12 protein-coding genes are annotated in these 12,620 nt (G+C 41.8%); 3 read left to right on the forward strand and 9 right to left on the reverse strand.

Going from position 1 to position 12,620, the window contains the following annotated elements; all coding sequences use genetic code 11:
- Positions 1-84 precede the first annotated feature (84 nt).
- Both WA338_RS13910 and WA338_RS13915 read left to right on the forward strand, forming a co-directional pair.
- Complete coding sequence (locus tag WA338_RS13910) at positions 85-1,938, forward strand: mechanosensitive ion channel domain-containing protein (RefSeq protein ID WP_336093804.1); 1,854 nt, start codon at positions 85-87, stop codon at positions 1,936-1,938.
- 45 nt (positions 1,939-1,983) lie between these two features.
- Positions 1,984-2,358, forward strand: a complete 375-nt coding sequence (locus WA338_RS13915) for a DUF3703 domain-containing protein (protein WP_336093805.1) — start codon at positions 1,984-1,986, stop codon at positions 2,356-2,358.
- Positions 2,359-2,439: 81 nt separating this feature from the next.
- On the opposite strand, the gene WA338_RS13920 is transcribed toward WA338_RS13915, so the two are convergent.
- The 4 genes from WA338_RS13920 to WA338_RS13935 form a co-directional block, all read right to left on the reverse strand.
- Positions 2,440-3,489: an NAD(P)-dependent alcohol dehydrogenase gene (locus WA338_RS13920; protein ID WP_009780191.1), complete on the reverse strand. Its 1,050-nt coding sequence runs from the start codon at positions 3,487-3,489 to the stop codon at positions 2,440-2,442.
- 116 nt (positions 3,490-3,605) lie between these two features.
- Entirely contained in the window at positions 3,606-4,457 is an 852-nt protein-coding gene (locus WA338_RS13925; RefSeq protein WP_336093806.1) for a DMT family transporter, read from the reverse strand.
- 1 nt (position 4,458) lies between these two features.
- Entirely contained in the window at positions 4,459-5,502 is a 1,044-nt protein-coding gene (locus WA338_RS13930; protein WP_009780189.1) for an MBL fold metallo-hydrolase, read from the reverse strand.
- A 17-nt stretch (positions 5,503-5,519) separates the two neighbouring features.
- Complete coding sequence (locus WA338_RS13935; RefSeq protein ID WP_272986515.1) at positions 5,520-6,089, reverse strand: PepSY-associated TM helix domain-containing protein; 570 nt, start codon at positions 6,087-6,089, stop codon at positions 5,520-5,522.
- Positions 6,090-6,229: 140 nt separating this feature from the next.
- Here WA338_RS13935 and WA338_RS13940 point away from each other — a divergent pair, with 140 nt between their 5' ends.
- Entirely contained in the window at positions 6,230-6,808 is a 579-nt protein-coding gene (locus WA338_RS13940; RefSeq protein ID WP_336093808.1) for a pseudouridine synthase, read from the forward strand.
- A gap of 52 nt (positions 6,809-6,860) precedes the next feature.
- Here WA338_RS13940 and WA338_RS13945 read toward each other — a convergent pair whose 3' ends face one another.
- The 5 genes from WA338_RS13945 to WA338_RS13965 form a co-directional block, all read right to left on the reverse strand.
- The gene (locus WA338_RS13945; protein WP_336093809.1) at positions 6,861-8,570 is read right to left on the reverse strand and encodes a GMC family oxidoreductase; all 1,710 of its coding nucleotides are present in this window, start codon (positions 8,568-8,570) and stop codon (positions 6,861-6,863) included.
- On the reverse strand, positions 8,567-9,136 hold the full coding sequence (locus WA338_RS13950) for a gluconate 2-dehydrogenase subunit 3 family protein (protein ID WP_272986520.1): 570 nt from the start codon (positions 9,134-9,136) through the stop codon (positions 8,567-8,569). Before WA338_RS13950 ends, WA338_RS13945 begins: the two co-directional genes overlap by 4 nt.
- A gap of 106 nt (positions 9,137-9,242) precedes the next feature.
- Positions 9,243-10,592: a DEAD/DEAH box helicase gene (locus WA338_RS13955; RefSeq protein ID WP_336093810.1), complete on the reverse strand. Its 1,350-nt coding sequence runs from the start codon at positions 10,590-10,592 to the stop codon at positions 9,243-9,245.
- Between the two features lie 81 nt (positions 10,593-10,673).
- Positions 10,674-11,711, reverse strand: coding sequence for an agmatine deiminase family protein (locus tag WA338_RS13960; RefSeq protein WP_272986524.1), 1,038 nt, complete (start codon positions 11,709-11,711; stop codon positions 10,674-10,676).
- 3 nt (positions 11,712-11,714) lie between these two features.
- Positions 11,715-12,602: a carbon-nitrogen hydrolase gene (locus WA338_RS13965; RefSeq protein WP_009780182.1), complete on the reverse strand. Its 888-nt coding sequence runs from the start codon at positions 12,600-12,602 to the stop codon at positions 11,715-11,717.
- Positions 12,603-12,620 lie beyond the last annotated feature (18 nt).

Genomic DNA, 12,620 nt, shown 5'->3' on the forward strand with positions numbered 1-12,620 from the left:
ATAAAATTTATAATAAACCCGAATTGTATTCTTGTAAATTGACTACATTTCCTGCCTTATTTAAGCGTCATTGACATGATTTTAATGCAACGTCTATTTTTTGTTTTTATATTAATGCTTTCGGTAGTTGTTTACGCGCAAACCGACAGTACAACTATAGTTACTGACTCCGTAGCTTCAACTACAGGAACGGATCTGGCTCGGAAATTAGCGGAATTGGAAAAACAGCGCTTTGCAGATTCTATACGACGTGCAGATCTTGAGGCCCGTTTAAACGCAGTGAGTACCACAAATAACCGGGAACGTAGCGAACTGGAAGCACAACTCAAGCAGTTTGAAGAAAATGAGAATGCGCTTTTAGCACAGAAAAAAGAACAGATCGCCAACCTTAAGCGTACTACAAGAGGATTTCCGGTGACCGGTTTTGAAGAAGATACGCTGTTTTTGATCTACAATCGCTTAGGGAGTTTTTCTCCTCAAGAACGTGCCAATGCGATTACTGCCAGAATTCAACGGCTTCCTGATAATATCGAGTTCTATGCCGATTCTTTAAAAGTTGCGGTAAGCGAGGCTACTGTAGATGTTGTTTATGGCAACCAGAATATCGTGAGCGTTACCGATATTGATGCCTTGTGGTTTGAAACCACACCCCTTGAACTCGCCACAGGTTATAAAACACTTATAAGCGATGCAGTGGTTGCTTACAAAGAAGAGCACAGTTTGACCAATCTTTTTAAAAGTATTGGTCTGGCGGTTTTGGTATTGATCGTCATCGGACTTATTGTAAAATATGTTCTCCGCTTATTCCGATGGACAGCATTAAAAATTCAGCGGCAAAAGAACAAGCGATTAAAAACCTTAACCGTTAAAAACTACACGGTTCTGGACACCGAACGCCAAGTACACGTTTTATTACTGCTTAACAGAATTGTAAAATGGACCACCGTGCTTGTGGCCATTTATGTCGCATTGCCTGTAATCTTCGGCTTTTTTCCGCAGACGGAAGCTTTTGCTCACGAACTTTTTGGATACATCATCAATCCGATTAAAGGGATCTTTTTAGCTGTTTGGAACTATTTGCCCAACATTTTTGCCATTGTGGTCATCATTGTTGTGTTTAGGTTATTACTGAAGTTTCTCCATTTCCTAAAAGTGGAAATCGCTGAAGGCCGACTCAGTTTCAACGGTTTTTATCCAGATTGGGCTAATCCTACGTATCAATTGGTGCGCGTATTGGTAATTGCTTTTGCCTTTGTGGTGATCTTCCCCTACTTACCTGGAAGTAATTCGCCGGTATTTCAAGGGATTTCGGTGTTTTTAGGATTCTTGTTCACCTTTGGTTCGGCCGGTTCGCTGTCTAACGTCATTGCCGGTTTGGTGCTTACCTATATGCGTTTATTCAAAATAGGTGACCGCGTAAAAATTGGTGATATCGTGGGCGATGTGATCGAAAAATCTTCTTTGGTAACCCGTGTACGCACACCCAAGAACGAGATCATTTCCATTCCCAATTCTACAGTAATGAGCAGTCATACAATAAACTACAGTAGTGACGCTCCCGAAAAAGGATTGATCATTCATACGACCGTAACCATTGGTTATGACGTACCGTGGAAGGATATGCACCAAACCTTAATTGATGCAGCCTTGCGCACCGAGTTGGTTTTAAAGGATCCTCAGCCTTTTGTATTGCAAACCAGTCTCGAGGATTTTTATGTGGCTTATCAGATCAATGCTTATGTACGCGAAGCCAATAAGCAAGCTACGATCTATTCAAACTTACATCAAAATATTCAGGATGTTTGTAATGAGAACGGCATCGAGATTCTTTCTCCACACTACCGCGCTGCCCGTGATGGTAACCAGAGCACGATTCCTGCAGATTACTTACCCAAAGATTATGAGGTTCCCAGTTTTAATGTGAAATCTAAAAAGTAACCGATTTTAAGTTATCTTTATAAGACTGAAACAAAAGTGTACTTTATGAAATTTTATACGCGTTTACCACAGTCTTTAAAACCTTATTACAATAAGGAATTACAAAACTATGCTGAAGCTTACGCTATCGGGCATTTACAAATCGCGTGGCAACATCTGGAACGCGCCCATATCATTGGTCAGCGGTATCCTTTTGCGCATAGTTATGTGCATTGGAAAATGCTTCAATTTGGGTTTAGAATAAAAAGTGCAAAAGAAGTTTTTGGGCAGATTCCGAGATTGGTTTTTGGAGGAGTAAAGTCTTTTGTAGGTAAGGTTCCGGTGGGAAATCCCGGTGGTGCAAATGTTCCGCCTTTAAAGCCTTTTCCTATTGCTGAAGATCTTCAGCAACTCTTTAAAAACGCCGGTATCGCTTCCTAAAATCAGTATTTTATAAAATAGAAAAATCCGTTAGAATTCGCTAACGGATTTTTTTTTAATAAAGTAACATCAAGAGTTTACTTAGTTTCGTAAGGATTCCATATCAATTACAAATCGGTATTTTACATCTCCGTTCACGACGCGATCATAGGCATCATTGATGGTGTTGATATCGATCATCTCAATATCGCTTACAATATTGTGCTCTCCACAAAAATCAAGCATTTCCTGAGTTTCTTTAATACCACCAATTAACGAACCGGCAACATTTTTACGTCCCATAATAAGACTGCCACCGTGAACAGGTTCCAGAGGTTCTACTGCGCCTACCATACACATTGTAGCGTCTATTTTCAACAAGCTTAAATACGGATTGATATCGTGACCTACCGGAACAGTATTCAGCAAGAAGTCGAACGAATTGGCGTGCTTTTTCATCGCCTCTTCATCTTTAGAGATCAAAACTTCGTCTGCTCCCAGACGCTTAGCATCCTCGGCTTTGCCTGGGCTTGTGGTGATCATTACCACGTGTGCTCCCATCGCGTGAGCAAATTTTATTCCCATATGGCCAAGACCACCTAAACCAATGACACCCACTTTATCTCCTTTACCTACCTTCCAGTGGTTTAAAGGAGAGAATGTTGTAATTCCCGCACATAAAAGTGGCGCCACGGCATTCTCATCCAAATTTTCAGGAACGCTTAACACATAATATTTATCTACAATGATCTCTTCAGAATATCCTCCGTAGGTATGTCCGCCTAAATGTTTGTCTTTTCCATTGTAGGTGCCTACCATTCCCTGCTCACAAAATTGCTCCAGGTCATGTTTACATGGTTCGCATTCTCTACATGAATCTACCATACAACCTACGCCAACGGTATCTCCAACTTTAAAATCAGAAACTTCGCTGCCCACTTCAAGTACTTTCCCAATGATCTCATGTCCCGGAACTACTGGGTATTTAGAACCGCCCCAGTCGTTGCGTACGGTGTGAATATCACTGTGACACACGCCGCAATAGGTAATTTTAATTTTTACATCACGTGGAGTTACCTCACGACGCTCGATGTTGATTTGTTTCAGGTCTGCTTTAGGGTCAGCAGCACCATATGCTTTAACTTCGCTCATAGTTTTTGTTTTAACACAAAATAAGCGATGAACGCCCTTTTGTCAAGGGATTGAAACAGGATTGGCTAAAGTTTAACGCAATCTTGGCAAGACCGAGCACAGTGAACTTTTAGAAGCTAAGATGTTTTTCTATTCAATCGGGAAATAAAGAAGCTGCTTATCAAAATCAAGGCGCCGCCGATGTAGGTATTCCAGCTCAATTGTTCCTTCAGTATAAAAAAGCTTAGGATTACAGCACTTAATACCTCTAAATACATCAAGGAAGCAGCTGTGGTCGCATTTAAATGTTTTAAGCCGAAGAAAAACAGGCCAAATTGCACGATCCCGATAAGTAAACCGTAAAATATTCCGATTCCCATATGCGTGAGCACAACGTCTTTCAAACCGAATAAAAAAGGAATGAATAAAACAGCTCCTGCCAGGTTTTGGTAAAAAAGCAATTGATTGCGGTTACAGTCTTGGGTTTGCCGCTTGAAGATCGAAACAAAAAACGCATATCCAACGGCAGCAAGAATTGCGGCCAGCATTCCTATAAAATCCCGAGACTCAAAACTGAATTCTTTATCGGCGTAAGTAAATGCAATTCCTGCAAAGGCTAAAAGCATATAAAGAATTTGCTTTTTGCTAATGGGCGCTTTATAAACGGTAGTTTCAATAATAGTGATGAAGAGTGGATATACATAAAATAATACTATGGCATTTCCAACCGAAGTATATACAAAAGCCATCAAGAAGAAATACGTACGTACCGCGTTGATCACCGAGGCAAATAGAAGCATTTTAGTATTCCCTTTTACGCGTAGTTGGTTTGTGCGCAACAATACCGGAAGTAAAAACAAAACAGGAACTCCCGCTCTAAACCAACCGATGGCTCCAGTGGTCAAACTGGGCATCGCCTTGATCAAAATCCCATTACTTCCTGCTATAAGCGCTGCAAGGACTACCGCATAGATCGCTTTTTTCTCCATATTAAGACTCAACTTTCCACCAGGATTGCTTCTGAGGCTCTTGATTTAAATGCATCAACTGCCCCAATCGCGGAAGCGTAACTTCAAGGTTTTGTTTTTTGGCTTCGGCAGTAAAAAGATCAGCAGGCTCTGTCCAGTCGTGAAAAGCGAGCTTAAAACCGCCCCAATGATACGGTGTGGCTCTTTTTACTCCGGAGTCAAGTGCAGCTTTAACCGCCTCATCGGGCAACATATGAATCGCCTGCCAGCGTACGTTATACTGCCCGCATTCTACAAAACCGAGATCAAACGGGCCAAGACGCTCCCCTATTTCTTTAAAGTGCGCCCCATAACCACCATCACCGGTATGAAAAATAGAAGTTTCAGAAGATTTTATAACCCATCCACCCCAAAGTGATTTAGCTCTGTCGCGTAATCCTCTACCGGAAAAATGCCTGCTCGGTGTAAATGTGATTTCGAGTCCGTCAAAAGTATGTGTATCCCACCAATCAAACTCGGTGATGCTTTGTTTTGCAGCGCCCCAAGCTTCGAGATGCCGACCACAACCCAAAGCCACATAATAGTTTTTGACTTTTGGAAGTAGTTTTTTGATACTCGCGTAATCCAGATGATCATAATGATCGTGGGTTAACAACATCAAATCAATCTGCGGAAAGTCATCGATCAAATTCAACGTGTTTTCTGAGAAACGTTTGGATTTTGTGGGCGCAATAGGTGCTGCATCGGGACCCAGCATAGGGTCGATCAAAATCGTTTTGCCCGCGATACGTAGTAAATAAACGCCGTGCCCGTACCAGATGTATTTAACAGCATCATCAGGTTCCAAGAAAGCCGATTTATCAAAACTCTCGATGGGTAAATTTTGATCAGGAATAGAATTTCCTTTACCAAAAAACATTTTCCAAAGCATCCCCGGCATTTCAGCAAGGCCAACGTCCATCGTGGTTTCTTCCAGATTCTGGAAACATCCATCCTTCCAATTGGGAGATTGCTCGTAGCGTTTTTTTAATTCGGGCGTGATTTTACCACCAAATTGTTTCAGCATTTTTAGGGTTTATGAAATTAATTGCGGCCTTTACGCATCTGTTTTGGGCCGTACCACAGCCAGAATCCGGTGATGGTGAACAGCAACAAGGCGATGCTCATCACTACCGTATAAACCAATTTGATATAGCCGCCGGTTCCCAAATAATTATCGAGAATCGAACCGTCATGAATGTTCTCGATCACATCAGAACGCCGTTTACCAATGTGTAAAACTTCGCCAGTTGCCCCATCTAATTGAATGCCGTAATAATGCGCATCAAAGATAAATTTGACGATTCCTTTTTCATTCCTTACATCAATACGGTCTAATTTGGTCTCTAAATCGGGGGAAACCGAATCGTGCAATACGTTGATGGCTTTTTCTTTGAGCTCTTCAAGCGGAAGCCACTGCGTCAAGTCGGTCGTAGTGCCTTTCTGTGTTTTGGGTAATAATAAATCTCCGCTGTTTTTCTTGACTCCGAGTAAAAGTCCCGAAACCGAGATCACAAAAAAGAACACAAATAATACTGCGCCCATCGCCCTGTGAACGCTTCTGAATTGTCTAAGAATTTTGGCTTGTTGCTTGCGTTTTTGTTTTCCTGTCATAAAAGCAAAAAAGAATCTGTATTGCGTTGAAGTATCCAAAAATAAGCTATTGCGGGCTAAACTGCTTGTATTGAATGCTAAAGCTTTGGGCCTAATTTGCTCGTGTTTGCTTAGGTTTGCAATGCGAAAAAAACTGCAGCTTGGCAACACATCAACACTATCTACTCTTTAAACCTTACGGCTATTTAAGTCAGTTGAGCAGCAATGATTTACACCAAAAACGAAAGAAAAAATTTCTAGCAGAATTGTATTCCTGGCCTGACGGAATTATGCCTATTGGTCGCTTAGATGAAAAGTCTGAAGGTTTGTTGCTGATGACCACCGATGGTAAATTGAGCGATCACATTAACCGAAGCGGGATCGAAAAAGAATATTATGCCTTAGTTGACGGGATACCTACAGAAGGCCAATTGGAAGAACTATGCCAAGGTGTTGAAATCGGGATCAATGGCAAAAAGTACCTTACTAAACCTTGTGGTGTCAAAATTTTAGAAACATCACCGGCACTACCCGACCGCGGAAAAAAAATACGCGATGCCCGCCACGGACCAACCACCTGGTTGAGCATCACCATCACCGAAGGCAAGTTTAGACAAGTACGCAAGATGACTTCAGCGATCGATTGTCCCACCTTGCGATTAGTGCGCATCCGTATTGGGAGTTTAAAATTAAAAGCTATACAACCCGGAGAGGTTTTAGTTTGGGATGGGGAGGTTTAAAATTTCAACAATGCATTTTTAATATCCATTTCTTCAATTAAAAATAAAATACTTACAACACTCCAGCTTTCATCTGTTTATCAGCATAATCCACTGCTCGTGCGGTAAGCGCCATATAGGTGATGCTTGGGTTTTGGGTACCGCTGCTGGTCATACAGGAACCATCGGTTACAAAAACGTTAGGAACGGCGTGAATTTGGTTCCATTTGTTAAGCACACTGGTTTCAGGATCATTGCCCATTCTTGCAGTTCCCATCTCGTGAATACAGGCTCCGGGAGCGGTGAGGTCATTATACGTCCATATGTTTTTACAACCGGCAGCTTCAAGCATTTCGACAGCACATTGCACACCATCTTCACGTAATTTCATTTCGTTATCACGCAATTTGGCATCAAAGGTTATGATGGGCATTCCGTGTTGATCGCGTTTTTCAAAATTGAGAAACATACGATTCTCGTGATACGGCAACATTTCACCAAAGCACGCCACAGAAACGGTGTACGGGCCCGGTTTAAAAATGTCTTCTTTGGGGTCTACTCCTATTTTTTCGTCAGGAATGCTTCGGCCTCGGGAGATATTTCCTTGATAGCCAAAACCGCGCAAATAATCTTCACGCTTGGTTTCTTCATCAATATTTCTAAATCTTGGGATATAAAAACCGTTAGCTTTTCGGCCTTGATAATAAGTGTCTTCAAACCCGGGAAATTCCGCTCCTGCGCCCATTCCGTAGTGATGATCCATCAGGTTGTGGCCTAGTTCGCCACTGTCGTTCCCCAAACCATTAGGAAAACGTCGTGATCTGCTATTTAATAGCAAAGCCGTGGTTCCTACGGTGCTGGCATTACAAAAGATAATTTTCGCTTTAAAAATATGCTCCTCGCCGCTATTGGCGTCAATTACTCGAATGCCGGTAGCGCGCTGTGTAGCGTCGTCATAAAGTACTTCTGCGGCAATACTAAACGGTCTTACGGTAAGGTTGCCCGTTTCTCGAGCCACCGGTAAGGTCGCAGACTGACTACTAAAATACGCCCCAAACGGACACCCACGCCAGCAACGGTTACGAGTTTGACATTGCCCACGGGTACCCAGATGCACTTCAGGATCGTATTCAGATAAATTGGCGATGCGCCCTGGAGTGACCACACGCTCAGGATATTGGGCATTCACTTTTTCTCTAAAATCCTGCTCGGCACAATTGAGTTCAAAAGGTTTTAAAAACTTTCCGTCAGGCACTTGCTTTAACCCTTCAGCCTGACCGCTCACGCCTACAAAAGTCTCTACTTGATCGTACCAAGGTTCAATATCTGCATAGCGTATGGGCCAGTCAATAGCCACGCCTTCCTTTTTATTGGCTTCAAAATCGATATCGCTCCAACGATAACAATGTCTTCCCCACATGATAGATCGACCACCTAAATGATGCCCACGTATCCAATCAAAGCGTTCGATCTCATCATAGGGATATTCATCATCTTTATTGACAAAAGCTTTGTTATCCTGATTCACCCACCAATTGAGCCGATCTTGTTTAAAGTAATGCTTTTTGATTTCTTCCTTAGGCACCCTACCGTTGTAGGGTAAATCCCAAGTATCGTCGTTTGCCGTATCATAATCTTCGATGTGTTTTACATCGCGACCGCGTTCTAAAATAAGGGTTTTGTATCCTTTTTTACACAGCTCCATCGCGGCATAGCCGCCGCTTATTCCAGAGCCTACGACAATGGCATCAAAGGTATCTGGTAATTTATCTTGAGTGCTCATATCGCCCAGGCTTTTCCGTTAAGTTCGTCTAGTGGTATGCAGGGTAAAAACGGCCCCGGAACCGGTAAATAATTCAAATGATTTTTAGCTACTTTTTCTGTATTTAAATAATAAGCAATAGACTGGTTTTTAATATCTAGAAGGGAGTTACGTGCAGTTTTAGTTGAATCTTCTCTAGAATCGATCAGCTCGTGTAGTACCGTAGTTTTTTCTTCCGGTTTTAGGTTAATGAAAGACTGTCCTTTGACAGTATTGAGGTATTCTTTTAAAGCTGAAAAATTTGCTTTAAAAGCCGCTTTTTGTTCCGGCCAATATAGACCGGAAATCATATGATCTAAAGTTTGCGGTACTCCCACAGCAACTGCCGAAGGACTTTCGGTTTCCGGAATCAACGTATCGATCACTGCATTGAGCAACGGAAGCTCTTCAGCATCAAAAAATTCAGGTTCAAAACTAGGGTAGTCCGGTTCGCTTTTACAGCTTGATAAGAGTCCGCTCACCAAAGGCGTGACAAAAACTGCTCCTGTTCCCAGAGTGAGCAGTTTAATCGTATTTCTGCGTTTCATACGTGAGAATTAAACTAAAAATGCATTTAAAGTTTAAAAAGTACGAAATTTTATAAGAAACTATTTATCAAATACGCAATTAAGTGTAAGTAACACACACAAAATCTTATTTGCGTTTGTTGCAGCGGTTGTAGTTTTTATCGCCTCGGGTTTTCGGTTTTTTATACTTTTTGGCCAATTCACGTCTGTATTTTCCTCCCAAATTAACCTTTTTATTTTTCTCTTTTTTCTCGTGAAAACTGGCACCACGCGTTTCATCGCGTTTGGTTGGATTATTTATTTCAACATAATTGGGTTCTTCTTCAGGAATCAATCGTTTGGAGACTTCAAGTCCTTCAGGTAGATCAGCCTGTGGAAGTTGCATATCCATCAGCTTTTCGATGGCTTCTTTACGTTCCTGTTCATCGGGAGTTCCCAGCAAATAACTTTTACCTGTAGTTCCTGCCCTCCCCGTACGACCTATACGGTGCATATAGTTTTCAGCAAAACGCGGTACATCTACGTTAAAAACGTGTGTCACTTCATCAAGATCGAGTCCGCGTGCCATCACATCTGTAGTAACCAGAATACGGTAGGTACCGGCATCAAATTGCTCGATGGCATTAATTCGGTAATTCTGGGTTTTATTGGCGTGAATCACACCTACTTCGTTACCAAAAACTTCTTCCAACTCTTTAAAGAGACGATCGGCTAGCTTTTTATTAGAAACGAAAATAAGCGTCTTTTTAAACTCATTTTTATCCTTCAGCAGGATATTTAACAAGTTTGCTTTGGTATAAAAATTAGGAACTTCATAATAGTGCTGCTCAATCGCATCTAAAGGAGTTCCGCTAAGCGCCACCTGTATACGCTCTGGCGTTGTGAAGAAGGTGTCCATGAGTTCGTCAACTTCATCGGTCATAGTCGCCGAGAACATAATGTTTTGTCTTCGCTGCGGAAGCAAGTCAAAAATATTAACCAGCTGAAAACGAAAACCAAGATCAAGCATAACATCCACCTCGTCGATGATGAGTTGCTTAACCGACTTTAACTGAAGCGCTCTGCTCACGGCCAGATCGTATAATCTTCCGGGAGTACCTACAAGTATATCACAACCTTGCATCACCGCTTCTTTCTGGGTGTTGATGTTGGTTCCTCCATACACCCCGACCACACGAATGGAACTGTATTTCCCGTAAGCTTCGATCTGTTCTACAACTTGTAGCACGAGTTCGCGCGTGGGAACCAGAATAAGCACGCGTGGATTGATCTGTTTTGAAAACTTTAAATTCTCCAGAACCGGAAGCATATATGCAAAGGTCTTTCCGGTACCGGTCTGTGCAATTCCTACCACATCACGACCCGATTTTACCACGCCAAATGCTTGCTCCTGAATAGGTGTAGGAGTTGTAAAACCTAAATCTTCAATTGCGTAGCGCAGTTGTTTATTTATTTTAAAATCTTCAAAAGATGCCATAAGTCTAATATTAGCAGCAAAAAGGTGTTGCTATAACCGCTGCAAATGTACGGTTTTAAATGGCGTAACTTCTGAAAGCTTTTAAGAAGGAATTTGCTGACTCAAACAGTGTAATGTTCCTAGACCCCAAACCAAGTCAAGCGCACAAATACCAATGACTTTACGATTGGGAAAAAGTTCAGAAAGTGTTTTTAACGCCACACTATCATTAAGATCATTAAAGGTTGGAACCAAAACCGTTTTATTCAGAATAAGAAAGTTAGCATAACTCGCAGGAAGGCGCAGGTCTTCATAATCGATACGTTTCGGCATAGGCAGAGTCACTACTCTGGGAGTGCTTCCGTCTTCTAGTTTTGCCAATTCTAAACGGGCCAGATTGTCTTGTAATACTGTATAGTTAGGATCACTGGTATCGGTTTCTACGACGGTTACTATCGTTTTTGCATCGACAAAGCGGCATAGATCGTCAATATGACCGTGTGTATCATCACCGGCGATGCCCTTTCCTAACCAGATGGTATTGGTTATGCCAAAGTATTTTTCAAAGATCTTTTCATAATCTTCTTTAGTAAAACCGGGATTTCTCACTTGAATTTTTGGATCAAGCAAACATTCTTCTGAAGTAAGCAAAGTTCCTTTACCGTTAACATCTATAGCGCCGCCTTCAAGAATAACAGGCTCTTCATTGTAGATTACCTGCTGTAAAGGAATACCCAAAAAATCTGCCATACGTTTAGGAACCTGTTTGTCTAAACGGTAATTCCCATACTTTGCCCAACCGTTAAAATTGAAGTTTAAAGCTTCTCGAGCACCATTGTGCTTAACAATGATTGGTCCCGAATCACGCATCCAGCTGCGATTGGTCTTTTGCAGAATAAAAATAATCTTACCTAAGTTGGCGTGCGCCGCTTCAAGCAAAGTGATCACCTTGTTCTTTATACTTTCACGCCCCACGAGTAGAAAGACCGTTTCAGTTTCTGCGATTTTTTTTATGAAGTCAATAAAAACAAATTGAATTGCCTGGTATTTACCGGGCCAGTCGTTTCCATTACTGGGAAAACATAATAAAATTCCCTGTTGCTTTTCCCATTCTGCAGGTAAACGTCTGTTGCTTTTCATTGGTTAGTCTAATGCGCGTTTGGTTATTTCTCCATAGAAATCAATACGGCGATCTCTGAAAAATGGCCAGTTTTGGCGTACATTTTCCTGTAGATCCAAATCGATCTCTGCGAGGAGTATTTCTTCTTGATCTGCTGAAGCTTGAGCCAGAATCTCCCCTTGCGGACCACAAATAAATGATTGCCCCCAAAATTCAATTCCGTTGGTGTCGGGTACATATTTTTCTAGTCCGATACGGTTAGCAGCCGCTACATAAACTCCATTGGCGACCGCGTGGCCTTTCATCACGTTCATCCAGGCACCGTGCTGATTTACACCAAACTGCTCTTTTTCCTGAGGATGCCAGCCGATGGCAGTTGGATAAAATAAGACTTCGGCACCTTGTAAAGCGGTGAGTCGAGCTGCTTCCGGATACCATTGATCCCAACAAATCAATGTTCCTAAGTTGGCTTTTTGCGTTTTGATCGTTTTAAAACCTAAATCACCCGGGGTGAAATAGAATTTTTCGTAAAAGTGAGGATCATCAGGGATATGCATTTTACGGTAAAGCCCCGCTTCGGCCCCATCGGTATCAATAATGTAAGCACTGTTGTGGTAAATTCCGCTCATTCGTTTTTCAAAAAACGGAACAATGATCACAACCCCTAATTCTTTAGCCAAGGCACTAAACTCATTAAATGAAACGTCATATAGCGGTTCGGCATATTTAAAATTGTCTACGTCCTCATCCTGACAGAAATAATGACTGCTGTAGAGTTCTGGAAGGCAAATGATCTCAGCTCCTTTTTCAGCTGCGTCCTTGACCCATTTTTTACACTTCGCGAGATTATTTTCCGGAGTGTTATTTAAGGCGAGTTGAAGTACCGCAATGGTATATTTTCGTGCTTTCATGTAGAACAATTTTAGTAA

It is taken from the genome of Leeuwenhoekiella sp. CH_XMU1409-2, from assembly GCF_037029365.1.
Lineage (GTDB): Bacteria > Bacteroidota > Bacteroidia > Flavobacteriales > Flavobacteriaceae > Leeuwenhoekiella > Leeuwenhoekiella blandensis.

What these genes read in the sequence shown, in the direction of transcription:
- WA338_RS13925 (WP_336093806.1), bottom strand. Translation starts at nt 4,457, where the DNA reads ATGGAGAAAAAAGCGATCTATGCGGTAGTCCTTGCAGCGCTTATAGCA.
- WA338_RS13965 (WP_009780182.1), bottom strand. Translation starts at nt 12,602, where the DNA reads ATGAAAGCACGAAAATATACCATTGCGGTACTTCAACTCGCCTTAAAT.
- WA338_RS13935 (WP_272986515.1), bottom strand. Translation starts at nt 6,089, where the DNA reads ATGACAGGAAAACAAAAACGCAAGCAACAAGCCAAAATTCTTAGACAA.
- WA338_RS13950 (WP_272986520.1), bottom strand. Translation starts at nt 9,136, where the DNA reads ATGAAACGCAGAAATACGATTAAACTGCTCACTCTGGGAACAGGAGCA.
- WA338_RS13915 (WP_336093805.1), top strand. Translation starts at nt 1,984, where the DNA reads ATGAAATTTTATACGCGTTTACCACAGTCTTTAAAACCTTATTACAAT.
- WA338_RS13955 (WP_336093810.1), bottom strand. Translation starts at nt 10,592, where the DNA reads ATGGCATCTTTTGAAGATTTTAAAATAAATAAACAACTGCGCTACGCA.
- WA338_RS13910 (WP_336093804.1), top strand. Translation starts at nt 85, where the DNA reads ATGCAACGTCTATTTTTTGTTTTTATATTAATGCTTTCGGTAGTTGTT.
- WA338_RS13945 (WP_336093809.1), bottom strand. Translation starts at nt 8,570, where the DNA reads ATGAGCACTCAAGATAAATTACCAGATACCTTTGATGCCATTGTCGTA.
- WA338_RS13960 (WP_272986524.1), bottom strand. Translation starts at nt 11,711, where the DNA reads ATGAAAAGCAACAGACGTTTACCTGCAGAATGGGAAAAGCAACAGGGA.
- WA338_RS13920 (WP_009780191.1), bottom strand. Translation starts at nt 3,489, where the DNA reads ATGAGCGAAGTTAAAGCATATGGTGCTGCTGACCCTAAAGCAGACCTG.
- WA338_RS13930 (WP_009780189.1), bottom strand. Translation starts at nt 5,502, where the DNA reads ATGCTGAAACAATTTGGTGGTAAAATCACGCCCGAATTAAAAAAACGC.